Genomic DNA, 23,769 nt, shown 5'->3' with positions numbered 1-23,769 from the left:
GCGGTCACAGGTTGCGGCAGGCCAGGCCGGTGCAGGTGCGGTAGGACTGGAGGGCCGAGCGCAGCTCGGCCTTGCGGGCCTCGGGGGCCTGCCCGTACATGTTGCCGAGCTCGTAGGGGTCGCGGGCGAGGTCGTAGTACTCGCGGTCGCCGTTCTCGTACTCGACGTACAGCTCGCTGGCGGTGCGGACGGCCCGGTACGTCGGCGGGTTGCCGCCGTACTTGCGCGGCAGGTCCGGGTCGCTCCTGCGGTAGTTGGGGCCGGTGTGCTCGATGTAGGCGGTCGTCCGCCAGGACGTCACGGGGTCGCTGTGCAGCAGCGGCAGCAGCGAGCTGCCGTCCACGCTGTCGGGCGGTGTCAGGCCGGCCATCGCCTGGAACGTCGGGCAGAGGTCGGTGTTCTGCGCGAAGCGCTTCTCGACGCTCCCGGGCCTCACCCCGGGACCGGCGACGATCAGCGGCACCTTGATGTCGGTGTCGTAGGCGGTGAGCTTGCCCTCCTCCAGCCGGTGCTGGCCGAGGTGGTAGCCGTTGTCGGAGTTGAACACGAAGTAGGTGTCGGCGGCCGCGCCCTTGGCGTCCACCGCGGCCATCAGGCCGCCGATCATCCGGTCGACCGACTGGACGGCGCGGACGCGCTGCCGGTAGGCGCCGTCGATGTCGCGGACCTGGCGCGGCCGGAGCCGCGGGTACTTGCGCAGCCAGCTCGGCTTGTCGGAGATGTCGGGCTCGTTGAAGCCCGGGGTGCGCGGCGCCCGCAGATTCGCGAACGCCTTGGCGTCCTGAGGGGCCGGGGTCGCGGGCGCGTGCGGCGAGAAGGTCGACATCTCCAGCAGGAACGGCTGCTTCGCGTCCAGCGACCGGTTCGCGAAGTCCACGCCCTTGCCGGTGATGACGGTGTTCAGGTAGTCCTGCGGCGCCCGCCCGTAATGGGTGAGGACGCCGTTGCCGTTCAGGTTGTAGTTGTAGTTGGCGTAGCCGAGCCCCGTCACCTGCCACTCGGTCCAGCCGGGCGGCACGTAGGTGCGGGAGGCGCCCTGCTTCTCGGTGGGCTCGTAGCCGTTCAGGTACTTGCCCATGAGCGCGGTCCGGTAGCCCGCCTTCTGCAGGGCGACGGCGAAGGTGTTCTGCTCGTTGCCGCGGTCGTTGAAGACCTGGAAGCCGCCGCTCGGCGGGTCGTTGGTGAGCACCCCGGTGTTGTGCGGGTACCGGCCGGTGAGGATCGTGGCGCGCGACGGGCAGCACAGTGTGTCGGCCACGAAGTAGTTGTCGAACGTCATGCCGCGCGCCTGGAGCTTCCGCACGTTGGGCATGTGCTGGACGAGGTCCCAGGACAGGTCGTCGGTGAGGATGTAGACGATGTTGGGCCGCTCGGCGGGCGCGGCCGGCGTCGTCTTGGAGCGCGCCTTCGGCACCGCCTTGCCGGCCGGCGTCCCGCACCCCGGCGCCAGCAGCACCAGCGCCGCGAGCGCGGCGAGCAGGCGTCGGGCGTCTCCCCGGGCCATCGCACCCCCTCCAAGATCGCGAACAACCCTAGGGCACGCGCGGGACGGCGCCGCCGCCGCGCGGGCGCGCGGGGACGGTCACCGGGCCGCCCGGGCGGCGGCGCGGCGCTCCCGGCGCTTGGTGACGAGGAGGTCGGCGGCGGTGTCGATGTCGCCGTCCCACAGCACCCGGCCGTTCTCCAGGAACACCCCGCGGGTGCACAGGGAGCGGAGCAGCGTGACGTCGTGCGCGACGATGACCATCGTGCGGCCGCTCGCCTTGTACTCGCCGAGCCGCTGGATGCACTTCTCGCGGAACAGCGGGTCGCCGACGGCGAGGACCTCGTCGATGAGGAAGACGTCGGGGTCGGTGTGGGCGGCGATGGAGAACGCCAGCCGCATGAACATGCCGGAGGAGTAGAACCGGACGGGCTGGTCCAGGAACCGGCCGATGTCGGCGAACTCCACGATCGCGTCGTACTTGGCGAGCGTCTCGGCGCGGTCCATGCCGAGGATGGCGCCGTTCAGGAAGATGTTCTCGCGGCCGGTGAGGTCGGGGTGCAGGCCCGCGCCGACCTCGATCAGGCCGGCGAGCCGGCCGCGGACGCGCACCCGCCCGCCGTCCGGGGGCAGCACCCCCGAAATGATCTTCAGCAGGGTGCTCTTGCCGGAGCCGTTCACCCCGAGCAGCGCGACCGACTCGCCGATCGCGACGTCCAGCGACACCTCGTCGAGCGCGGTGAACCGCTCGCGCAGCGGCTCGCGGCGCAGCGCCCGGATGCTCATGTTCTTGATCGAGTGGGCGTGCCGCAGGGTGAAGCGCTTGGTGACCGCCTCCACCAGGACGGCGGACGGCGCGCCGGCGGCGGGAGCGGTGGCGGCGGCGGTCGGGGCGGGCTCGGCCATCTAGAGCTCCTCGGCGAAGCGGCGCTGCAGGCGGGCGAACGCGTACTGGCCGAGGCCGAGCAGCAGCACCGCCAGCGCGAGGGTGATCAGGGCGTCGCGGGTGAGGTGCGGCGGGAACGCGAAGGTGCGGTCGGTGGTCGGCCACCAGAACGCGCGCTCGAACAGCAGCACCGCCTCGGCGACCGGGTTGGCCAGGTACAGGTCGAGCGCCCACCCGGGCGAGCTGTCGCGCACCACGTGCCACGGGTAGATCATCGGGACGGACCAGGTGACCAGCAGCGTCGCGATGTCCACCACCTTGTCGGTGTCGCGGTAGAACACGTGCAGCGCGGCGCCGAGCAGGCCGAGGCCCATGCCGAGCACCGCCACGATCGCGAAGCCGAGCGCGGCCGAGCCGAGCGCGAGCGCCGACGGCGTCCACCCCCACATGACCGCGGCGGTGAGCAGGATGGCGACGCCGGGCACCAGGTGCACGACCGACACGAGCAGCGAGGCGACCGGGAACAGCTCGCGCGGCAGGTAGACCTTGCGGACGAGCGGCGCGTTGCCGAGCACCGAGTGCGTCGCGTTGATCAGCGTCTCGTTGAAGAACGAGACCAGGATCAGCCCGGAGAACATGAAGATCGGGAAGTGCTCGACGTTCCTGCTCATCCCCAGGAAGATCCCGACGACGAAGAAGAACACCGCGAAGTTGGCGGCGGGCCGCACGTACGACCAGCCCATGCCGAGCACCGAGCCCTGGTAGCGCGCGCGCAGCTCGCGCCGCACGATGAGGCGCAGCAGGTAGCGGCGGCGGAACACGTCCGCGAGGCCGCCGCCGCGTCCCGGCTCCATCAGGTCCGGCAGGCCCGCCGGGTCCGGCAGCGCGTTCGCGGCGGCCGGCTCCCCCGAGAGCGCGGTCACCGCCCGGCGCCCCGGTCCTCGGCCGCCTTCGCGAAGGTGCCGGCCCACTCCTCGGGCGAGGTGAGGGCGGGCAGCGCCTCCTTGTAGGCGCGGCTCAGCCGGTCCCAGTCGCGGCCGAGGCGGGCGTGCAGCGCCGTCGCGCGCCGGATCAGCGACCAGAACTCCTGGTTGTCGCGCTGGTACCAGGCCACCTTGGTGCCGTCGGCCGACGAGACGAGCGCGCTGTCGAACTTGGTGAGCAGCCACCAGGTCTGGTCGACGTGCGGGACGACCGCCTCGGGGTGGTTCTTCGGGTGCGGCCCGACCGGCTGGAGCTGGCGGAGGCCGCCGAGGATCGCGGTCTGGAACATGGCGCGCCGGTTGCGGGGCGGGGTGACGTCGCGGCCCTTGCGCGGCGGCTTGCGGCGCCGCACGGCGGGGAACGCGTCCAGGTCGGACTTCGCGCGCGCGTCGACGTACCTGGCGCGCAGCTCCCGGAGCTCGCCCATCTTGGTGTGGATGGACGGGTGCAGGTCCTGCGGGCCCTTCAGCGCGTCCTCGATGGCGAGGAGCATCAGCTCGGCCGTCGAGTACTGCATCGCCAGGGCGTGCTTGACGGTGATGAACAGGCTCTCCTTGAGCATGTTCCCGCCCCGCTCGTACGGCGAGTACAGCAGCGCGGTGACGATGCGGTTCCGCTCGGTGAAGTACGCCTGCCAGTCGGTCATGACGTCCTTGGAGTGCCACGGCACGTGCCAGACGGCGGCACCGGGCAGCGACACCGTCGGGATGCCGGCGGCCTTGGCGCGCAGCCCGTACTCGATGTCGTCCCACTTGATGAAGAACGGCAGCGACAGCCCGATCTTGCGGATGACCTCGACCGGGATCAGGCACATCCACCAGGCGTTGTACTCGACGTCGGCGCGGCGGTGCAGCCACGGGGTGTGCCGCAGCGGGTGGTGCGCGAGGTCGTGGCCGAGGTGAGTGTGCGGGGCGGGCACCATCCACCATCGGTAGCGGGCGATGACCTCGCCGTACACGTGCAGCACCGACCGGTTGTACAGGTCGAGCATGTGGCCGCCGACGATGACCGGGCCGCGGGCGAGGTCGGCGAAGGTGACGGCGCGCAGGATGCCCTCGGGCTCCAGGATGACGTCGTCGTCGAGCAGCAGCGCGTAGGTGCTGCGGCCGGCCTCGACGGTCTCGTGCATGACGCGGGCGAAGCCGCCCGAGCCACCGAGGTTGGCCTGGTCGATGATGCGCAGCCGGTCGCCGAGGGCGGCGGCCGCGGCGGGGAAGTCGGGGTGGTCCTCGACGCGGTCGGTGCCCTGGTCGACGACGAGGATCTCGTCGACGGCGTCCAGCACGTCCCCGGCGGCGGCGAGCGCGGTGAGCTGCTCCACGCAGAACTTCGGCCGGTTGAAGGTGGTGATGCCGAGCGTCGCCGTGCCGGGCGCGGCGCCGTCGGTGACGGCGCACCAGTCGGCCGCGTCGAGGACGGCGGTGCGGCCGTCGGCGACGATGTCGAACCAGTACCAGCCGCCGTCGATGAAGGGCGCGAGCGGCAGGTCGACGGTCCGCTCGACGGGGGTGTCGGAGTCCACGTGCAGCGACCGGATCCGCTCCAGGTGGCCCTTGCCGGTGGAGCGGTAGATGAGGATCGTCGCCTCGCCGCGGACCCGGACGCGCAGCCGGACGTCCTCGACGGTGCTCCAGCGGCGCCAGTACCCGGCCGGGAAGGCGTTGAAGTAGCTGCAGAACGAGACCCGGGCGCCGGACGGCACGACGATGCTGCGGCGCCCGACGATCTCGGCGCTGTCGTCTTTGGACGAGGGCCGGAACGCGCCCGCCGTCCCGGGCGCGGGCGCGGCCTGCTCGGCCAGGACCCGCTCGGCGGCGGTGCTGAGGTCGGCGGTGCGGCGGCCGAACACCGCGTTGCCGTCGACGTAGAGCTTCAGCACGTCGAAGTCGCGCTCGGCGGGCATCACGACCCGGTGCAGGACCCGCAGGTCCCCGGTCCCTTGCTCGGTGGTCATCGGTCGATCCCTCCGCCGGTGAGCGGCACCCCTTCGGTGAAGTGGGGGCGCAGCCTGTTGTCGACCATCGAGAGCGCGCTGGCGATGGCCATGTGCATGTCCAGGTACTGGTAGGTGCCGAGGCGGCCGCCGAACAGGACGCCGTCCTCGCGGGCGGCCCGCTCCCGGTAGCGCAGCAGGCGCTCGCGGTCCCGCGCGGTGTTGACGGGGTAGTACGGCTCGTCGTCGCGGTCCGCCGCGCGCGAGTACTCGCGCATGATGACGGTCCGGTCGGCCGGGTAGTGGGTCCGCTCGGGGTGGAAGTGCCGGAACTCGTGGATCCGGGTGTAGGGCACGTCCTCGTCGGCGTAGTTCATGACGGGGGTGCCCTGGAAGTCGCCGGTCGCGATGACCTCGGTCTCGAAGTCCAGGGTGCGCCAGCCGAGGTCGCCCTCGGCGTAGCCGAAGTAGCGGTCCAGCGGGCCGGTGTAGACGACCGGGACGCCGCCGGCGACGTCCGCGCGGACGTCGAAGAAGTCGGTGCCGAGCCGGACCTCGATGTTCGGGTGGTCGGCCATCCGCTCCAGCCAGGCGGTGTAGCCGTCCACCGGCAGGCCCTCGTAGCGGTCGCCGAAGTAGCGGTTGTCGAAGGTGTAGCGGACCGGGAGCCGGGTGATGACCTCGGCGGGCAGCTCGCGCGGGTCGGTCTGCCACTGCTTCGCGGTGTAGCCGCGGATGAACGCCTCGTAGAGGGGGCGCCCGATCAGCGAGATCGCCTTCTCCTCCAGGTTGGCCGGGTCGGTGATCTCGGCGGCCTGCTCGGCGACCAGCGCGCGCGCCTCGTCGGGGGTGAAGGACCGGCCGAAGTAGGAGCAGAGCGTGCCGAGGTTGATCGGCATCGGGTGGACGCGGCCCTTGAAGGTGGTGAACACCCGGTGCTGGTAGCCGGTGAAGTCGGTGAACCGGTTCGCGTACTCCCAGACCCGCTCGTTGGAGGTGTGGAACAGGTGCGCGCCGTACCGGTGGATCTCGATGCCGGTCTCGGGCTCGGGCTCGCTGTAGGCGTTGCCGCCGATGTGGCCGCGCCGGTCCAGGACCAGGACGCGCAGGCCGAGGTCGGCGGCGCAGCGTTCGGCGACGGTGAGGCCGAAGAAACCGGCACCCGCCACGACAAGGTCGACGTTCACGGCTCGGCTTTCTACGACGCGGGGAGCGGGGGGCGTCGCGGTGGAGGGAATGGAGGCTTTGGGAGTCTTGAGGCTTTTGCGGGGCTAAAATACCGAGGCCCCGGCCGGCCGATCAGTCGAACCGGTCAAATGCCGTCAAGATGACAGTCCGTCCCCGGCGTCGCACCCCCAGGAGTAGCGCAGGTGACCGTGCCCCCCGCCGCCCGTCCGCCGACGGTCTACCTGCACGTCGGCGCCCCCAAGAGCGGCACGACGTTCCTCCAGGGCCTCCTCTGGGGCAACGCCGAGGCCCTCGCCGAGCACGGCGTCCTCCTGCCCGGCGGCTCGTTCGGCGCGCACGTGCGCGCCACCCGCGACCTGCGCGGCGTCGAGCGCGAACCGGACGACCCGATGCAGGACTGGACCGGCGCCTGGGACGCGCTCGCCGCCGAGATCACCGCCTCGGAAGCCCGCGCCGCCGTCGTGTCCAGCGAGGTGCTCTGCGCGGTGACCGCCGAGCGGGCCGCGCGCGCCGTCGCCTCCCTCGCCCCCTGCGAGGTGCACGTCGTCTACTCGGCGCGCGACCTCGCCGGGCTCCTGCCGTCGGAGTGGCAGGAGTACGTCAAGCACCGCTACCTCTACGGCTTCGACCAGTGGCTCGCCGAGGTCGCCGACGGGCCGCGCGACGAGGCGGCCGCCGCCTGGTTCTGGCAGGTGCACGACATCCCCGCCGTGCTGGCACGCTGGACACCGCACGTGCCGCCCGAACGCGTCCACGTGCTGACGCTGCCGGGCCCGGCGGCACCGCGCGAGCTGCTCTGGGAGCGGTTCGCCGGGCTGATCGGTGTGGACCCCGCCGTCGCCGACCTCACCGAGGCACGCACCAACGCCTCCCTCAGCCACGCCGAGACCGAGCTGCTGCGCCGCGTCAACCACGCCGTCGACCCGGACGCGCCGATGTGGCTCTACCACCGGCTCGTCACCGATGTGCTGGCGGTCCGGCTGCTGCCGGGGCGCGGCGCGCCGGGCCGCGTCCGGCTGCCCGCGGCCCGGCGCGCCTGGGCCGCCGAGCGGGCGGCGGAACTCGTGGCCGGGGTGCGCGCCGCCGGCCACGACGTCGTCGGCGACCTCGCCGAGCTGCTGCCCTCGCCCGCTCCGGCGGACGTCGGATCCGCGCCGGCCGACGCCGAGCTGCTGGACACCGCCGCGCACACCGTCCTCGGGCTGCTCGACGAGGTCGCCGCGCTCCGCGCCGAGCTCGCCGAGCTGCGCGCGGCGCGCGCCGAGCAGGAGCGCACCGCGCTGCCGAAGCTGATGGCCCGCCACCTCAGCGAGCGCAACCCGGCGGTGTGGCGCGTCCGGGTCGGCTACTGGCACATGGTGGAGCGGCTGCGCGGCATCGAGCCGCCCCCGCCGCCCGACCCCGACGCCGAGCCCGAGCCGGGGCCGCTGCTGTCGGTACGGGGCGCGGAGCGATGACCGGCGAGCGCGTCGCGGCCGTCGTCGTCACCCACGAGCGGCGCGCGCTGCTCGCCGAGGCGCTCACCGCCGTCGGCGCGCAGGACCGGCCGCCCGACCTGGTCGTGGTGGTGGACAACGCCTCCGCCGACGGCAGCGCCGACCTCGTCCGGGAACGGTTCGGCGGCACCGACCTCGTCGTCCTGTCCCGCAACATCGGCGGCGCGGGCGGCTTCGCCGCGGGCATCGCGCGCGCCCTGGAGCGCGGCGCGGACCTGCTGTGGCTGCTGGACGACGACACCGTCCCCGAGCCGGGCGCGCTCGGCGCGCTGCTGGACGCTCGCGCGCGCGCCGCCCGCGCGCCCGCGCTCGTCGCGAGCCGGGTGCTGTGGACCGACGGCCGCGATCATCCGATGAACACCCCGCGCGTCAAGCCCGGCGCGTCCGCCGCCGAGCTGGCCGAGGCCGCCGCCGCGGGCTGCACGCCGGTGCGGTCGGCGTCGTTCGTGTCGGTGCTGGTCGACGCGGGCGCGGTGCGCGCGGGCGGGCTGCCGCTCGCCGACTACTTCCTGTGGAACGACGACTTCGAGTTCACCACCCGGCTGCTGCGCGGCCGCGTCGGGCTGCGCTGCCCGGCCAGCGTCGTCGTGCACAAGACCCGCGTGTTCGGCGACGCCGAGGCCGACCCGGGCGACCGCTTCTACTTCGAGGTGCGCAACAAGCTGTGGCTGTTCACCCGCAGCCGCGGGCTCGCCCCCGGCGAGCGCGCCCTCTACGCCGGCGCGACGCTGCGGCGGTGGGCCCGCACCTACGCCGGATCGGCCGACCGGGGCACGCTGCGGCGGGGCCTGCGCGACGGTCTGCGCGACGGCCTGCGGCGGGGACCGCGCGCCACCGAGGACGTCATTTCGTCCGCTTCGCCTCGCTATGATCCCTAGCGTTTCCCCACCCCGACCCAGCTCCTCGACACCATGCGGAGGGCGGCGTGACCTCTCACGGAACGCCGGACGAGAACGGCACCGAGCAGGACCCGGCGAGCGCTCTCCCGCCGCCGCGCTGGCTCGACGCGGCCGCCGCCCAGCCCCAGGACCTCCTCCCCGCCATGCCGCCGCCCCCCGGCGACGACGAGGACGAGGACCGCCCGACCACCAAGCACACCCCGGGTACCAACCCCCACGACGCGACGCTCGTCGGCAGCGTCCCCCTCCCCGCGCCCGCGCCTGCGCCCGCGCAGGAGGACGAGGACCGCCCCACGCACAAGCACGTCCCGGGCTCCAACCCGCACGACGCGACGCTCGTCGGCAGCGCCCCGCCCCCCGCGCCCGCCGAGGAGGAGCCCGCGACGATGAAACACGTCGCCGGCCGCCGCCCCGCCGAGGAGAGCGAGAACCGCCCGACGACCAAGCAGGAGCTCCGCGGCGGCCTCTCGGCCGGCCCGCAGCAGCAGCAGGACCAGGGCCACTCGACGCCCCCGCCGTTCCCGTACGCGCAGCCGGCCCCGAACCAGCAGCCCCAGCCTCCGGCCTTCCCCTACGCGCAGGAGGTCCCCGGCCAGTCGCAGCAGCCTCCGGCTTCCCCTGCCGCGCACGAAAGCCCTGCGCAGCCGCCTGCCCCGTTCCCTTACGCGCAGGAAATCCCGGGCCAGGCACCACCGCCCCCCGCCTACCCCTACACGCAGGAGAACACCGCCCAGCCGTCCGCGCCCGAACCGTTCCCCTACGCCCAAGAGATCCCCCGGCAGCAGCCGCAGCCTCCGGCGTCCTTCCGTGCGCAGGAGAGCCCCGCGCAGACGCCCACGCCGTTCCCCTACGCGCAGGAGATTCCCGGCCAAGCTCCGGCCGAGCCGTTCCCGTACGCACAGGAGATCCCCGGGCAGGCCTCGCGGCAGAAGGCGCCCGAGCCCTTCCCGTGGGCGCAGGAGATCCCCGGGCAGGTGTCGGGGCAGGCCACGCGGGCCGACATGACGCGGTCCGACATGGCGGCGCCGCTGGCGCGCGGGCCGCGGCCGTCGTCGTCGCCCACGGCGAGCGAGGCGCCGCCGGTCGTCGCCGAGCCGTGGCTGAACCAGGCGGCGCCGAAGAAGCGGCGGGGCGGCAAGGGCAAGAAGGTCGTCTTCGGGGTCGGCGGGGGGCTCGCGCTCGCGGCGCTCGTCGCGGCGGGCGGGTTCTACGTGCTGAAGGACGACGGCGACGACGGCGGTCAGGAGCCGGCCGCGGGCGTCCGCACGGGCGCCGCGCTGTTCCCCGTCGATCCCGCCGCCCGCGCGGACGGGCGGGGGCAGGAGCTGAGCGACGCCGCCGCGTCCGGCACCACGGTCGTCGCGGTCGGCAGTGAGATCGATCCGGCCGCCTTCCGGGGCGTCTTCCTGGTGTCGGCGGACGGCGGCCGCACCTTCCAGGCCGCGTCGGTCAAGAGCGCCGACGGCGGCGAGCCCGGTTCCGGCGAGGTGCCGCGGATGGTGGCGGGCGGTGACCGGCACGGCTGGGTCGCGATCGGATCGCGCTCCGGCGGGGGCGGCGCGGTGTGGACGAGCGACGACGGCCGCGCCTGGCGCCGCCTCGCCGACTCCGCCGGCGACGTGTTCGGCCCGAGCACCCGGGTGCAGCGCATCATCGCGACCGACGACGGCTTTCTCGCCATCGGCGCGCACTCGGCGCGGGGCGACTTCTCCGACGCCGAGCCCGCCGTCTGGCTGTCGGGCGACGGCCAGAACTGGGAGACGCGGTTCGGCCGGCAGGTGGGGCTGCCCGCGGCGAAGGGCGCGCTGTCGCTGCTGGAGGTCGCCGCGGCCGGCGGCACGACGCTGCTGGAGAGCTCGGTCGACCTCGGCAAGAAGGGCACGTTCCGGCGGGTGTGGGTGTCGTCGGACGGCGGCCGCCGGTGGGCGCCGGCGGGCGTCCCCGCCCCGAAGGGCAGCCGCGGCCTCACGATCGGCGGCGGCCGGGACGGCTTCATCGCGGTCCGCGACACCAGCGCGGGCGGGCAGGCCTACCTGTCCTCCGACGGGAAGTCCTGGAAGACCGGCGGGCGGCTGCGGGCGTCGGGGTTCCGGCAGACGCAGCGCCTGCTGGCGGGCGACGGCGGCTACACCGCGCTCGTCACGCGGGGCCGCGACACGCTGGTGATGCGGAGCGCGGACGGCCGCTCCTGGCAGGACGCCGGATCGCTCGTCAACGCGTCGGGGCGGCTGCTGATGGGCACCGCCGTGACCGCGCAGACGACCGTCGCGGTCGGCCACGACGCCCGTTCCGACGACACGGACGCGCTGCTGTCGGTCTGGGACCGGGCCGGCACCGCCGTCCCGGTCGACCCCACGAAGATCGCCGGCGCGTTCCACCGCGACCTCGGCGTGTCCGCCGTCGCGGCGGTCGGCGCGAAGGCCGTCGCGGTGGGCGGCTCGAACGGCGACGCGGCGGCGTGGACGTCCGCCGACGGCACGACCTGGACGCGCGGCCGGATCGACGGTGCGGAACGTCCGGCGATCCAGCGTTTGCAGAGCGTTGCGGGCGGCCCTGCCGGCTGGGTCGCGGTCGGCGACGGCGGCGAGCAGCCGCGCCACCCGCTGGTGGTCACCTCGGCCGACGGCCTGTCCTGGCGGAGCGCCGACAAGGCGGGCGTGTTCGCCCAGCGCGGCCGGATGGCGCTCGCCACCTACGGGGCGGCCGCGAACAAGTCCGGTTACGTCGTCGTCGGCGAGGACGGCCTGTCGGGTGCGGTCTGGTTCTCTTCGGACCTGCGCTCCTGGCAGCGGGGCCGGGGCGTCGCCCGTGACGACCTGACCGCGGCGGGCCGCTCCAACCGGTGGCTGCGCGCCGCGGCCGGCGGCCCGTTCGGGTTCGTCGCGGCGGGCGGCTACCAGGATCTGCGGGCGCCGGCCGGGCAGGGCGCCCGCCCGGCGGTGTGGACGTCGGAGGACGGCCGGCAGTGGCGGCTCCGCCCCCTGCGGCTGCCCGCCGGGATCGCGCTCGGCTCGCTCGGCCAGGTCGCGGCCCGCGACAAGGTGATCGTCGCGCTCGGCATCGCGGTCGGGTCCGCCGGCCTGACCCCGCTGGGGTTCCGTTCGGCCGACGGCGGCCGCACCTGGAAGGAGGTGCGCGTCCCCGCGCCGGCCGACGCCCGCGACCTGTCGTTGAACGCGCTCACCGCGACTCCGCGCGGGTTCGTCGCGACGGGCACGACCGACCGCCAGGGCGCCAGCGACGTGGTGCGCTGGACGTCGGCGGACGGCTCGGCGTGGCAGGTCGACGTGCCGGGCGGCAAGGGCCTGTCGGGCGCCGGCGACCAGCAGGTCAGCGGGCTCACCGCGCTCGGCGACCGGCTGCTCGGCGTGGGCCGCGACGCCGCGCGCGCCGAGGACGTCCCGCTGCTCTGGAGCGTCCCGCTGCCCTAGACCGCGTTCCGCGGAGCCGCGGCGTCGCCGCCCGTCTGCCTGCGGTTGCGGCGGGCGCCGTAGGGGGCGACGACCATGCGGTAGACGGGGCGGCGGATCGCGGTCGGGACGAAGCGGTAGCCGCCGCGGACGGTGACGTTGCGCAGGTACTGGGGGCGGGTGATGAAGCCCTGCCTCAGCATCTCGCGCTGGAGCCGCAGCTCCGAGCGGAGCAGGTCGCGGCCGCCGCGGCGCTCGTAGGCGCCGGCGCCGACGCGGTAGTAGACGAGCGGCTGGGCGACGTTGACGACGCGGGCGCCCGCCTCGATCATGCGGACGAACAGCCAGTAGTCCTCCATCAGCGGCAGGTCGCCGTAGCCGCCGGCCGCCCGCACCGCGCTGCGCCGGTAGACGACCGTCGGGTGGTTGAACGGGTCGTGCAGCCGCGCGTAGCGGGCGATGTCGAGGGGGTCGCTCGGCGGGGTGCGGAGGCCGACGATGTCCTCCAGGTCGGTGCCGAACTCCAGCAGCCCGGCGCCGACGAGGTCGGCGCCGGCGCGGACGAGCGGGACCTGCACCTGGAAGCGGTGCGGCATCGCGACGTCGTCGGCGTCCATGCGGGCGACGATGTCGTGGCGGCTGGCGGCGAGGCCGGCGTCGAGGGCGGGGCCGAGGCCCCGGTTGGCGGCGAGCGGCACGAAGGTGACCGGCACCGGCGAGGTGGCGACCAGTTCCTTCAGCGCGACGGCGAGCTCGGGCGGGACCGGGCCGTCCTGCACGAGGACGACCTGCGCGGGCCGCAGGATCTGCTCGTCGACGGCGCTGCGGAACGCGTCCCGGAGGTACTCCTCCCGATCACCGTCGTAGACGGTCATCAGCAGGGTGAAGGGTTCGAGCGGCATCGGTCTCGTCTCCGGAGGACATAGGCCGTGGTGACGCCGGGCCGACGTGGAGCGGGGCGCGCAGGGAGCGGAGCGCGTGGGCACGGTGGGGGCACGGTGGGGGGCACGTGAGGGGGACGGGGGCGTCCGGCGGGGCGGGCCGGACGGGGGGCGGCGCCGGGCTACCGGCACCCGACCACCAAGAGGACTTATGCGGTCATGGCGCCGCAATATACCGGTCGCCCGGCCGCGCCAAAATGCACTTCGATCACATGAGGACCGATTCGCAAGGCCGTAACCGGCTGTGCTCTCAGGCGCCCGCACAGACGTCGCGGTCCGCGCGGATCTCCCCGGCGATCTTGGGGACGGCCGCCGTCCGCCCCGCGGCGGGCAGCCCGTTCCGGCCGATGATCAGGTAGACGCGGCCGGGCCTGCCGCCCGCGTAGGCGGCCGGGGCGAGGCCGGGCAGCCGGGCGGCGAGCGCCGCCGCCTGCGGCCGGGCGCCGGGCCCGAACAGCAGCCGGGTGCGGGCGGCGACGGGCCGCTTGGTGCCGACCTTGACGACGTCGAAGCCGTCCTCCTCCAGCCGCCCGCCCGCCTCGCCGCCGGCGCCCTCGGTGTAGGTCGCGTTGTAGACCGCGACGTGCACGTCCTTCGGCCGCACCGCCTGCGCCGGCACGACGGCGGGCCGGTTCTCCGGCACCGCGTTGTCGTGCGCGACGGCGGTGAACAGGCGCCGGGACAGGACGGGCGCGAACTCGACGCGGGCGGGGTTCGGGGCGTAGGCCCGCACCGGGACGGTGACGAAGCGGACCTTGCCGGCGCTCAGGCCGCGCAGGCCGCTCGCGAGCTTCTGCATCACCGACAGCGTCAGCGCGTCGTCGGTGTGCAGCGACCTGGTGGCCGCCGACAGGAAGGCGTAGGTGCGCGCGGGGTCGGTGAGCATGCCGCGGTCGGTGGCCTTCTTCACGACCGAGCCCATGAACGCCTGCTGGCGCTTGATCCGGCCGAGGTCGGAGCCGTCGCCGAGGACGTAGCGGGTGCGGACGTAGCCGAGCGCCGCGTCGCCGCGCACCACCTGGCGGCCGGCCTTCAGGTGCAGCTCGGCCTTGGGGTCGTCGATCGGCTTGTCGACGCAGATCTCCACCCCGTCCAGGGCGTTCACCACGCGCTTGAAGCCGGCGAAGTCGACCATGACGTAGTGGTCGATGCGGATGCCGGTGAGGGACTCGACGGTCTGCCAGGTGCAGGCGGGCCCGGCCAGCGCGAACGCCGAGTTGATCATGTCGGTGCGGGCCGGGACGGTGGTCCCGTCGCGCTTCTTGCAGGCGGGGATGCGCACGATCGAGTCGCGCGGGAAGCTGATCCCGACGGCCTTCTCGCCGCCGGGCGACAGGTGCAGCAGGATCGTGGTGTCCGAGCGCTGCCCGATCTCGGTGCCGTAGCGGGCGTTCTCGCCGGCTCGGCTGTCGGAGCCGAGGACCAGGATGTTCATCGCGCTGTTCAGCTTCGGCGGGCGGTGCTCGCCGAGCCGCCCCCGCACGTCCTCGCGGGCGATCTGGCCGTCCAGCCGGCGCCAGGCGGCGTAGGCGGACAGCGAGCCGGCGACGAGCAGCGCCGACAGCGCGATCGACAGGCCGCCGAGGACGCGCCACCAGCGCCCCCGCACCGGCTGCTCCGGTGGCGGCGGGGCGCCGTCGCTGTAGAGGAGCCGGGCCCGCGCCCTGACGGGATCGGGTCGCCTCGTGCCGGGTCGCGCCTGCATCGCGGATATTTCAGCACAGAATGGACACCAGGAACGGTGGTCACAGGAAAGTCATTTCGCCACGGGTCTAGACTTGCCAGGCGATGAGCACCGTTGACGCGCTGACCGATCGGGCCATGGTCGTCCTCCAGGACCGGCCGGTGGTGGCCATGAGCCCCTGGCTGGCCGGGGCCGCCCGGGAGTGCGCGGGCACCGGCCGCGTCCTGGAGATCGTCACGCCGGCCGCGTCCCGGCTCTCGCCCGCCCTCCGCGCCGCCGCGGGCGGCACCCCCGGCGCCCCGGGCTCCCCCGACGCCGGCGTGCACTGGGTGGTCCGCGACGGCGACGGCTACTACGAGGGCCTCACCGGCCGCCCCCTGCACTGGGACGGCGGCGCGTTCGCGCCGGTGCCCGACGCCCGCGACTACGCGCCGGGCTTCACCGGCCGCCCCGAGGCGCCGATCGGCGCGCAGCTCTCGCTCGTGCACCGCGTCCGGCACGCCTCCGGCGGCGACCTCGGCGGCCCGACCGACCGGCTGCTGCAGCTCCTCACCGGCAAGCAGCCCGCGGGCTGGGGCCCGGCCGAGCCGCTGGAGCACCAGTGGCGGCCGGAGATGTTCGCCGAGCACGTCCGCCGCGAGCGCACCGCCCGCGTCCTCGTCATCGGCGACGGGCCGCGCCCCGCGCAGGCGATCTGCTCGTTCACCGCGGCCGACGGCGGCGCCCTCGACGAGACGACCACGGTCGTCATCGGGTACGCGCCGGCCGACCCGCCGCCGCTCCAGCACCTGCCCTCGCTCGTCGCCGCGCTCGCCGCCGACCAGCCCGTCGCCTCGCTGTTCGTGCAGCTCACCCCGGGCCGCGCCGACCTCACCACCGAGCCGCGCTGGACGGGCGCGCCCGCCGCCGTCGCGCTCGCCGTCGCCGGCGCCGCCGCCGGGCCCGCCGGCATCCCCGCCCAGCAGGTCGGGCCGCAGCGCGCCCCGATGACGCTGTTCACCCTCGGCGACGGCCGCTCCCCCGACGGCTGGCAGCGCCACCGCGCGCTGCTCGCCCACCTCCGGCACTGATCCGCCGCCCCGACTTCGGGTACGTTCTCTGCACATGGGGCACAGCGGGCGGCTCGGGGCGGTCGAGGACGCCGCCCTCGGCACCCTCGCCGAGGACACCCTCGACTACGACGAGGACGCGGGCGTCCTCGCCCTGGACGGCTCCCTCCTCTCCGAGACCGTCGGGTTCCTGGTCGCCGGCGTCGGCGGCGTCGTGCTGATGCTCGCCGGGACGGCCCTCACGTTCGCGGGCGCGGACGGCTGGGCGCGCTGGACGCTCGGCGCGGGCGCGGCGCTGGTCCTGCTCGTCCTCGCGATGCTGCTGGTGCTGCGCTACGCGCCCGACCGCCCGGCGGTGGAGTTCCGGCTCGCCGAGGGCGTCGCCGCCTACCGCGGCGCCACCGTCCCGCTCGCCGAGCTGGAGCCCGCGCACCTGGCCTGGCGCGGCGGCCGCGTCTTCAAGCGGCTCCACCTGCGGCACCCGCTGATCCGGCGCCGGATCGCCGCGTTCTTCGCCGGCGAGGCCGACGCCGCCGAGGAGTTCCGCGAGCGCCTCTGGGAGCTGCTCTCCGAGCCCCACCTGCCGGGCCCGGCGACGCCGGTGCAGCGCTGGATCCTCGGCGCGGGCGCGCTCTACGGGGCGATCAACGGGTTCCGGCTGGACCGCCTCGGCGGCGACCCGTCCCCCGAGGGCGCCCTCGCCGACGGGCGCGCCGCGCTGGAGCTGCTGCAGGAGCCGTGGAACGTCTACGACCTCGACCAGCTCCTCGCCGCCGTCACCTGGCTCGTCCAGGACGGGCACCGCGCCGACTTCGCGCAGGACGCCGACCTCGCCGCGCGCCCCGCCGCCGAGCAGGACGAGTACGCGCGGCTGCTCCGCGAGGTGGACGGCCTGATCGCCGAGGACCGGATGGAGCCGCCGTTCGTGGAGCGGCTGATCGAGCTCGTCCGGGTGCGCTACGGCACCGAGGGCGAGGTGTACGCCAAGCTCGTCCCGTCCCTGCTGCGCGACGAGCCGGGCGCCGACGCCAGCGAGGAGGGCGCCGCGCTCGCCCAGTTCCTCGGGCAGCTGTTCAACGACCGCGACCACGCCGCCGAGGAGCTGCACCGCCTGGACGTCCTCGCCGACCCCGGGCTGCGGGCCAACACCGGCCGGTTCCTCATCTGGGACTACAGCCGGGCCCTCATGCTCTACCGGTGGGGCCACATGGCGGGCTGGCTCACCGAACGCTACTGCTGGGACAGGATGCTGCCGCTCGCGCGCGACATCCAGCGCGGCTACGGCTCCTGGCAGGACATGGCGACCTGCTACCTCCAAGGGCGGCGGCTCTGGTCGGGCGCCGACGAGGAGGCCCGCGCCGAGTACGACCGGCTGATGGAGGAGCTGACCGGGGATTCGCTCAGCCCCTGGAACCTCGTCCCCTGGGACCTGGACCTGCGCGACGACTGGTCCTGACGCCCGCCCCGCCCCCATATCTGTATCGGACGGTACAGAAATTTGACGCCGGCCGGCCGGCGCGCTAACCTCCCTTTCTGTATCGCTTGGTACATATATAGGGGAGGGCATCATGGCAGAGCTCGACGGCAGGACGGCGCTGGTCACGGGCGGGACCTCGGGCATCGGGCTGGCGGTCGTCCGCCGGTTCGCCGCCGAGGGGGCGCACGTGGTGGTGGCGGGACGGAGCGAGGAGCGGCTGGCGGCGGTCCGGGAGGAGCTCGGGGACGCGGTCACCGTCGTCCGCGCCGACGTCGCCTCGCCGGCCGATCTGGACGCCCTCTTCGCCGCGGTCGCGGCGCGCGGCGGCGGCCTCGACGCGGTGTTCGCCAACGCCGGCGGCGGCGAGTTCGCCGCCCTGGAGGACGTCACCTGGGAGCACTTCACCGGCATCTTCGAGGCCAACGTCGGCGGCACGATCTTCACGGTCCAGAAGGCGCTGCCGCTGCTCAACCCCGGCGCCTCGATCGTGCTCACCGGGTCCAACATCGACGTCAAGGGCAGCCCGTCGTTCAGCGTCTACGCGGCCTCCAAGGCCGCGATCCGCAGCTTCGCGCGAAGCTGGGCGGCCGAGCTGGTCGGCCGCGGCGTCCGGGTGAACGCGATCGCTCCCGGGCCGATCGCCACGCCCGGGCTGAGCGGCCTCGCGGCCGAGCCCGAGCAGGCCGCGGCGCTGCTGGAGGGCCTCGCGGCGGGGGTGCCGATGGGGCGGCTCGGCACGCCCGAGGAGATCGCCGACACGGTGCTCTACCTCGCCTCGCCGCGGAGCTCCTACGTGACCGGCGCGGAGTTCTACGTCGACGGCGGCGCGAGCCAGATCTGACCGGGAACGCAGCGGAAGAAGGGGGAGGCACATGTCGTACGCGATGGTGATGACCGGATTCGGGGAGCCCGAGGTGCTCCAGTGGCGGGAGGTGCCGGACCCGGTGCCGGCGCCGGGCGAGGTGCTCGTCCGGGTGCGGGCCGCGGGCGTCGGCCCGACGGATCTCAACATCCGCGCGGGGCACCTGGCGAAGGTGTTCCCGCAGGGGCCGGGATCGGTCCTCGGCTTCGAGGCGGCCGGCGTCGTGGCGGCGGTCGGCGAGGGGACGGCGGGCGCCGCGCCCGGCGACGAGGTCGTCGCCTACCTGCCGCACCAGGGCGGCTACGGCGAGCTGGTCGCGACGCCGGTGTGGTCGGCCAAGCCCGCCGGGGTCGGCTGGGCCGCGGCCGCCGCGCTGCCCGCGTCGGCGGAGGCCGCCGTCGGCACCCTCCGCGAGATCGGCGCGGCCGCCGGCGAGACCCTGGTCGTCCTCGGCGCCGCGGGCTCCGTCGGCATGATCGTCGTGCAGCTCGCCCGCGCCCGGGGCGTCCGGGTGATCGGAGCGGCCGGCGAGCGCGACGCGGAGCTCGTGCGCGGGCTCGGCGCCGAGCACGTGGCCTACGGCGACGGCGTGTTCGACCGGGCCGCCGCCCGCGCCGGCCGCGTCGACGCGGTGATCGACGCGGCCGGACGCGGCGGGCTCGCCGAGGCGGTGGCGGCGACCGGCGACCCGGCGCGCGTGGTCACCCTCGCCGACCCGGCGGGCGCGGCCGCGGCCGGCGCGCTGATGTCGCAGCCGGGCCCCGGCCGGGCGCCGGACGCCCTCGACGTCGCGCTGCCGCTGCTCGCCGCCGGCGACCTCCGGCTCAAGGAGCGGCGCGAGCTCCCGCTGGAGCGGGCCGCCGAGGCGCACCGGCTGCTCGCCTCCGGCGCGATCCGCGACAAGGTCGTGCTCACGCTCGGCTGACCGGCCGGGGCGGGGACGCGACTCCGGTGCGGCCGCTACAGTCGCACTCCGCGGAGCCGCGGCCCCCGCTCCCGGTGACGGCGGCGGCCGGCGGCTCCCGGAAGGAGGAGGAGGAGGAGGAGTGGCGGCACCGAGGGGCAGGCCCCGCGAGTTCGACACCGACGCCGCGCTCGACAGGGCGATCGAGGTGTTCTGGCGGCAGGGCTACGGCGGCACCAGCCTGAGCGACCTCACCGAGGCGATGGGCATCAACCGGCCCAGCCTCTACGCGGCGTTCGGCAGCAAGGAGGAGACCTTCCGGCTCGCCGTCGAGCGGTACGCGCGCGTCGACATGGCCTACGTCGGCGCCGCCCTCGCCGAACCGACGGCGTACGGGGCGGTGCGGCGCTATCTCCACGACAACGTGGCCGCCGTGACGGCCCCCGGGCGGCCCGCGGGGTGCCTGTCGGTCCAGGGCGGGCTGTCCGCCGCGCCGGAGGACGACCGGGTCGTCCGCTACCTCGCCGCCCGGCGCGCCGACGGCGAGGCCCGCTTCGCCGAGCGCTTCGCCCGCGCGATCCGCGCCGGGGACCTGCCCGCCGGGGAGGACCCCGGCGACCTCGCCAAGTACGTGAGCACCGTCTCCGCCGGCATCGCGGTCCAGGCCGCGGGCGGCGCCACCCGCGAGGAGCTGCTCCGCGTCGCCGAGCGGGCGCTGAAGGGGTTCCCGCGCCCGTGACGCCCGCCGCCGGCGCGCGGGCGCGTCAGGGCTGCGGGGGCCGGCCGAAGAGGCGCTCGATGCTGCGCCGCTCGCGCTTGGTGGGGCGGCCCGCGCCGCGGTCGCGGACCGGCGGCATCGGGACCAGCTCGCGCGGCGGGGGCGGCGGGCTCTTGTCGATGTAGCACTCGGCGGCGACGGGCGCGCCGACGCGCTTGGCGATCGTCCGCTCGACGACGACGATGCGCTCGCGGCCGCCGACCCGCAGCCGGATCTCGTCGCCCGGCTTCACCGGCTGCGACGGCTTCACCCGCACGTCGTTGACGCGGACGTGGCCGCCCCGGCAGGCGTCGGACGCGGCCGAGCGCGTCTTCAGCAGCCGCACCGACCAGAGCCAGCTGTCGACGCGCACCCTCCCCTGTTCACCGGACATCCCGCCACGATAGCCGGGACCTCCGACACCGCTCGCCGACGTCCGGCGGGCCGGGGCCGCGGGCGTGGACCGCATCGTGATGGCGGGACGGGAACCGCGCCGCGACGGCCACCGTCCAAAACACCGATTTCGCTTATTTCGGTCTGGAGACGCCATGTCATCCCCCCAGTGGCCCGGCCAGCCGGGTTTCCCGCCCCAGCAGCCGGGTTACCCGCCGCCGCAGGGACAGCCGCCGTACGGTGCCCCGCCGCCGCCGGGCTTCCCCCCGCCCCCTCCCCCGTCGGGCGGAGGCGGCGGCGCGGTGCTCGCCGTCCTGCTGGTCGGCGGCGGCCTGGTGCTGCTCCTCGTCATCGTCGCCGTCGTCGCCGTCGTCGCCAAGAGCGACGACAAGCCGCGGCGGCCGCTGACGCTGCCGTCCGTCACCTACGGCGTGCCGACGACCCGGCCGACGACCGGCACCGGCACCGACGTGCTCGGCCCCACGATCCGCACCGCCAAGGGCAACACCTTCACCCGCGGCGGCAGCCGCACCGCCTCCTGCATCGCGCGCGCCAACTCCGACCTGCTGACGGAGCTCGCCTCCCACCCGTGCGTCGGGCAGATGCAGTCGGCGCTCTACATGAACCCCGGGCAGACCGTCACCACCGTCGTGTCGATCGCGAAGTTCGCCAGCTCCAGCGACGCCAGCGCGATCAGCAGCGCCACCAACGGCGAGGCGGAGCCGACGCTGCTCTACCCGACCGCCGACAGCGGCCTGCCGCGCCCGTCCGGCAAGCCGGGCTACTGGACGCGCAGCTGGTCGCAGGGCTCGACCGTCGTCTACGCGCAGTCCTACCCGTCCCGCGGCGGGCAGAGCGGCGACCGCTCCGGCACCGTCTTCCTCACCGCCGGCGAGCTCGGCACCGAGGTCACCAACACCATCCTGTGGAGCAACTGAGCGCGGCCGAGCGGCGCTAGCCGATGACGCCGCCGGGGAACTGCTGGTGCTGCTGCGGCGGCACCCCGGCGGCGTCCGCGGCGCGCCAGCTCCGCACGTCGGTGTCGGGGCCGCCGCCGTCGGGGTAGACGGTGCCGCCGAGCCAGTGCACGAGGGCCTCGGCGAACCTGCGCGCCACCCGCACCGCGTCCGGGACGTCGGCGGCGGCGCGGATCTCCACCCACCAGACCGGGCCGATGACGCGCTCGGCGAACTCGGGGCCGAGCAGCCGGCCGATCTCGCCGGTCACCGACACCTGCGTCGGCTCCTCGACGGACACGAGCAGCCGCCCGTCGGGGTCGTGGAACCCGACCGGGCCGGTCTCGCCGCCGCGCAGCTCGAACCGCTCGCCGAGCGCGAGCACGCCGTCGGCGACGGCGGGCACGTCCGGCCGCCGCCGCACCAGGGCGACGAGGTCGGCGCTCACCGCGGCGCGCCCAGGGAGCGGCCGAACGCCTCGAAGACGATCCGGGTGACGGCGGCGCGGGTGTTCGCGCCGACCTTGCCCATGTCGACCGCCGCGCCGGTGGCGAGCTGCCGGTCGTAGGGCACCAGCACCACCGGCACGCCCCACGCGGAGATCATCTCCGAGGCGCGGCCGAGGTCGGCGCCCGCCTGCGGCGCGTGCGACACCATCGCCACGACGATCCGGCCGAGCAGGTCCTGCTGCTGGTTGCCGGCGAACCACTCCAGCGCGCCGCGGGCGCTGAGCGCGCCGTCCACCGTGCCGGGGGTGACCAGCACCAGCGCGTGGCTGGTGCCGATGACGCCCTGGTTGACCTCGGTGAGGATGCCGGCGCCGCAGTCCACCACGACCGCCGACACGAACCGGCTGACGGCGGCGAGCGCCGCCTGCAGCGTCGGGAGCCTGAACTCCCCGACGATGCGGCCGCCGCGGGTGGACGTCAGCACCCAGAGGCCCTCGGGGGTGCGGGTGAGGAACCGGGCCGCCTCCTCGAACGACCGCGGGTTCTCCCCGGCGAGGTCGAACAGCGACAGCTCCGACTGCACGCCGAGGCGGAGCGGCAGCGACCCGAGCTCGGCGTCGGCGTCCACGGCGAGCACCCGGTCCCCGCGGTGCCGGGCCAGCTCCGTCGAGATCAGCGCGGACACGCTCGTCTTGCCCGCGCCGCCCCGCACGCTGGCGATCGCGATCTGCCGGAAGCTCGGCACCTGCCGCTGCATGAGGTCGGCGAACGCGGCCTGCTCCTGCGCGTTCCGCAGGCCCGTCCCGACGACGCCGCGCATCCCGCGGCCGACGCGGCGGACGAGCCCGTCGCCGTGCTGGCTCTTGCGGAGCAGGTCGTGGGCGGGCGGCTGGTTCACGGCCGCGTGCCGGCCGGTGGGCTGCTGGGCCTGGCCGAGCGACGCCGCGTCGGGCTGCTGCGGCGGCTGCTGCTCCTCGGCGGGCGCCGACATGCCGAGGACGGGGCTGACGGCCTGCCCCCAGTCGAAGTCGGGGTGCACGAGGGGGTCGGCCTGGGGCTGCTCGGGCTGTTGCGGGTGTTGCGCCGGCGGGGTGACGGGGGCGGCGAGCGGCGCGCTTTCGGGCGCGGGCTGGATCTGGGGCTCCTGCTGCCACTGCTGCTCGGGCGGCTGCTCCTGCCGTTGCGGCTGTTGCGTTTGTTGCGGTTGTTCCGGCGGAGGCTGCTCGACGTTCCAGGCGACGGCCGGATCGGGGCTCGGCGGCTGCTGCCCGGTCTGCTGCGGGTCGGGCGCCCATCCCGCGCCCTGGTCGGCGGCCGGCGCGGGCTGCCACGCGTCGGGGGCGGGCGTCTCGGGCTGCTGGACGGGCCATCCGCCGCTCACGCGGCTCTGACCGTCCGGCACCGGGGCGACCGGCACGTCCGGCTGCACGGGCTGCGCGGGCGGGGCGGCGCCCCACTCGGCGGGAGGCGGCGCGCCGGTCGTGACGGAGGGGTCGGCCGACCCGGCCGTCGCCTGCTCGGCGGGCCAGGGCGCGCCGTCGCTCCACTGTTCACGGCTGAGAACGGAGGCCGGCGGAGCATCGGAAACGAATCCGCGCTGTGCGGCACCGAGGTCGCGGAGCACGGCCTGCTGCCAGCTGGAGTCGGACACCTGCCTCCCTTCGGTGGCGCAAGCCTACGAGACTCGGCCCACTGCACGCACCGCCCACCAAATCACGACGAGGGGGGCGCAGGACCATTCTCCCCCTCCAACCGGGACGATGCCCGCCGGGCGTCCCCATGTTCACGGGGTCGCAACCTTCCCGGCCGTCCCCGGCGCGCGCGCCGTCCGCGACCGGCTCCCGCACGGAACGCGGAAGCACATGGCCCTGCCGCCTCCGGGCCGGTCGCACTCCACCCGGCGCCGCGCGTTCCCGTAGGCCCCGGACTTCGGATTCACGCCCGGGAGCGTCCTTGGCGAAAGCGCAGCGGGCGGCGGCACGCGAGGTGCTCCCGTTCATCCCCTTCTTCCCGGGGCC

Annotated in this window: 19 protein-coding genes; 9 read left to right on the top strand and 10 right to left on the bottom strand. The window is 75.0% G+C overall.

The features are described from left to right. Nucleotides 1-4: 4 nt before the first annotated feature. From K1Y72_RS23205 to glf, 5 genes are all read right to left on the bottom strand, one after another. A complete protein-coding gene (locus K1Y72_RS23205; RefSeq protein WP_220168531.1) occupies nt 5-1,504 on the bottom strand; it encodes a sulfatase family protein in 1,500 nt (499 codons plus the stop codon). 78 nt (nt 1,505-1,582) lie between these two features. After that, complete coding sequence (locus K1Y72_RS23200; protein ID WP_220168530.1) at nt 1,583-2,389, bottom strand: ABC transporter ATP-binding protein; 807 nt, start codon at nt 2,387-2,389, stop codon at nt 1,583-1,585. Further along, a complete protein-coding gene (locus tag K1Y72_RS23195; protein WP_308287193.1) occupies nt 2,390-3,292 on the bottom strand; it encodes an ABC transporter permease in 903 nt (300 codons plus the stop codon). It abuts the gene before it with no gap. Then, entirely contained in the window at nt 3,289-5,307 is a 2,019-nt protein-coding gene (locus tag K1Y72_RS23190; RefSeq protein ID WP_220168529.1) for a glycosyltransferase, read from the bottom strand. Before K1Y72_RS23190 ends, K1Y72_RS23195 begins: the two co-directional genes overlap by 4 nt. Then, on the bottom strand, nt 5,304-6,473 hold the full coding sequence (glf, locus tag K1Y72_RS23185) for a UDP-galactopyranose mutase (protein ID WP_220168528.1): 1,170 nt from the start codon (nt 6,471-6,473) through the stop codon (nt 5,304-5,306). The genes K1Y72_RS23190 and glf overlap by 4 nt, the downstream gene beginning before the upstream one ends. A gap of 183 nt (nt 6,474-6,656) precedes the next feature. On the opposite strand from glf, the gene K1Y72_RS23180 reads away from it, so the two are divergent. Genes K1Y72_RS23180 through K1Y72_RS23170 form a run of 3 tightly spaced genes read left to right on the top strand, consistent with a single transcriptional unit; the run spans nt 6,657 to nt 12,300 of the window. Beyond that, nucleotides 6,657-7,931, top strand: a complete 1,275-nt coding sequence (locus K1Y72_RS23180; protein WP_220168527.1) for a hypothetical protein — start codon at nt 6,657-6,659, stop codon at nt 7,929-7,931. Then, on the top strand, nt 7,928-8,848 hold the full coding sequence (locus tag K1Y72_RS23175; protein WP_220168526.1) for a glycosyltransferase: 921 nt from the start codon (nt 7,928-7,930) through the stop codon (nt 8,846-8,848). Before K1Y72_RS23180 ends, K1Y72_RS23175 begins: the two co-directional genes overlap by 4 nt. A gap of 47 nt (nt 8,849-8,895) precedes the next feature. Continuing rightward, the gene (locus tag K1Y72_RS23170) at nt 8,896-12,300 is read left to right on the top strand and encodes a YML083C domain-containing protein (RefSeq protein WP_220168525.1); all 3,405 of its coding nucleotides are present in this window, start codon (nt 8,896-8,898) and stop codon (nt 12,298-12,300) included. On the opposite strand, the gene K1Y72_RS23165 is transcribed toward K1Y72_RS23170, so the two are convergent. Together K1Y72_RS23165 and K1Y72_RS23160 are read right to left on the bottom strand one after the other, a co-directional pair. After that, nucleotides 12,297-13,181 (bottom strand): glycosyltransferase, encoded by an 885-nt coding sequence (locus K1Y72_RS23165; protein ID WP_220168524.1) that lies wholly within the window; start codon nt 13,179-13,181, stop codon nt 12,297-12,299. The genes K1Y72_RS23170 and K1Y72_RS23165 overlap by 4 nt on opposite strands. 289 nt (nt 13,182-13,470) lie before the next feature. Next, complete coding sequence (locus K1Y72_RS23160; protein WP_220168523.1) at nt 13,471-14,925, bottom strand: LCP family protein; 1,455 nt, start codon at nt 14,923-14,925, stop codon at nt 13,471-13,473. An 83-nt stretch (nt 14,926-15,008) separates the two neighbouring features. On the opposite strand from K1Y72_RS23160, the gene K1Y72_RS23155 reads away from it, so the two are divergent. The 5 genes from K1Y72_RS23155 to K1Y72_RS23135 all read left to right on the top strand — a co-directional run bounded on the left by K1Y72_RS23155 (nt 15,009) and on the right by K1Y72_RS23135 (nt 19,935). Continuing rightward, nucleotides 15,009-15,974 carry a DUF6177 family protein gene (locus K1Y72_RS23155; RefSeq protein WP_220168522.1) on the top strand — a complete coding sequence of 322 codons (966 nt, stop codon included), beginning with the start codon at nt 15,009-15,011 and terminating at the stop codon, nt 15,972-15,974. A gap of 34 nt (nt 15,975-16,008) precedes the next feature. Next, nucleotides 16,009-17,409: a DUF1266 domain-containing protein gene (locus K1Y72_RS23150; RefSeq protein ID WP_220168521.1), complete on the top strand. Its 1,401-nt coding sequence runs from the start codon at nt 16,009-16,011 to the stop codon at nt 17,407-17,409. 112 nt (nt 17,410-17,521) lie between these two features. Further along, nucleotides 17,522-18,271 carry an SDR family oxidoreductase gene (locus K1Y72_RS23145; RefSeq protein ID WP_220168520.1) on the top strand — a complete coding sequence of 250 codons (750 nt, stop codon included), beginning with the start codon at nt 17,522-17,524 and terminating at the stop codon, nt 18,269-18,271. Between the two features lie 49 nt (nt 18,272-18,320). Continuing rightward, nucleotides 18,321-19,217: an NADP-dependent oxidoreductase gene (locus K1Y72_RS23140; RefSeq protein ID WP_220168519.1), complete on the top strand. Its 897-nt coding sequence runs from the start codon at nt 18,321-18,323 to the stop codon at nt 19,215-19,217. A 121-nt stretch (nt 19,218-19,338) separates the two neighbouring features. Further along, nucleotides 19,339-19,935 carry a TetR/AcrR family transcriptional regulator gene (locus K1Y72_RS23135; protein ID WP_220168518.1) on the top strand — a complete coding sequence of 199 codons (597 nt, stop codon included), beginning with the start codon at nt 19,339-19,341 and terminating at the stop codon, nt 19,933-19,935. A gap of 25 nt (nt 19,936-19,960) precedes the next feature. On the opposite strand, the gene K1Y72_RS23130 is transcribed toward K1Y72_RS23135, so the two are convergent. Continuing rightward, nucleotides 19,961-20,347 carry an RNA-binding S4 domain-containing protein gene (locus K1Y72_RS23130; RefSeq protein ID WP_220168517.1) on the bottom strand — a complete coding sequence of 129 codons (387 nt, stop codon included), beginning with the start codon at nt 20,345-20,347 and terminating at the stop codon, nt 19,961-19,963. A gap of 301 nt (nt 20,348-20,648) precedes the next feature. Between K1Y72_RS23130 and K1Y72_RS23125 the strand changes: the two genes are divergently transcribed. Continuing rightward, complete coding sequence (locus K1Y72_RS23125; protein ID WP_220168516.1) at nt 20,649-21,284, top strand: hypothetical protein; 636 nt, start codon at nt 20,649-20,651, stop codon at nt 21,282-21,284. 16 nt (nt 21,285-21,300) lie between these two features. Here the strand turns inward: K1Y72_RS23125 and K1Y72_RS23120 are convergent, their stop codons facing one another. Next, nucleotides 21,301-21,750: a hypothetical protein gene (locus tag K1Y72_RS23120; RefSeq protein ID WP_220168515.1), complete on the bottom strand. Its 450-nt coding sequence runs from the start codon at nt 21,748-21,750 to the stop codon at nt 21,301-21,303. After that, the gene (locus K1Y72_RS37295; protein WP_220168514.1) at nt 21,747-23,402 is read right to left on the bottom strand and encodes a nucleotide-binding protein; all 1,656 of its coding nucleotides are present in this window, start codon (nt 23,400-23,402) and stop codon (nt 21,747-21,749) included. The genes K1Y72_RS23120 and K1Y72_RS37295 overlap by 4 nt, the downstream gene beginning before the upstream one ends. Between the last annotated feature and the right edge of the window lie 367 nt (nt 23,403-23,769).

This window comes from Actinomadura parmotrematis (assembly GCF_019458805.1).
GTDB classification, from domain to species: Bacteria; Actinomycetota; Actinomycetes; order Streptosporangiales; family Streptosporangiaceae; genus Spirillospora; species Spirillospora parmotrematis.
Note: the sequence above shows the minus strand (reverse complement) of the source record. Positions and strands in the feature narration are given on the sequence as shown.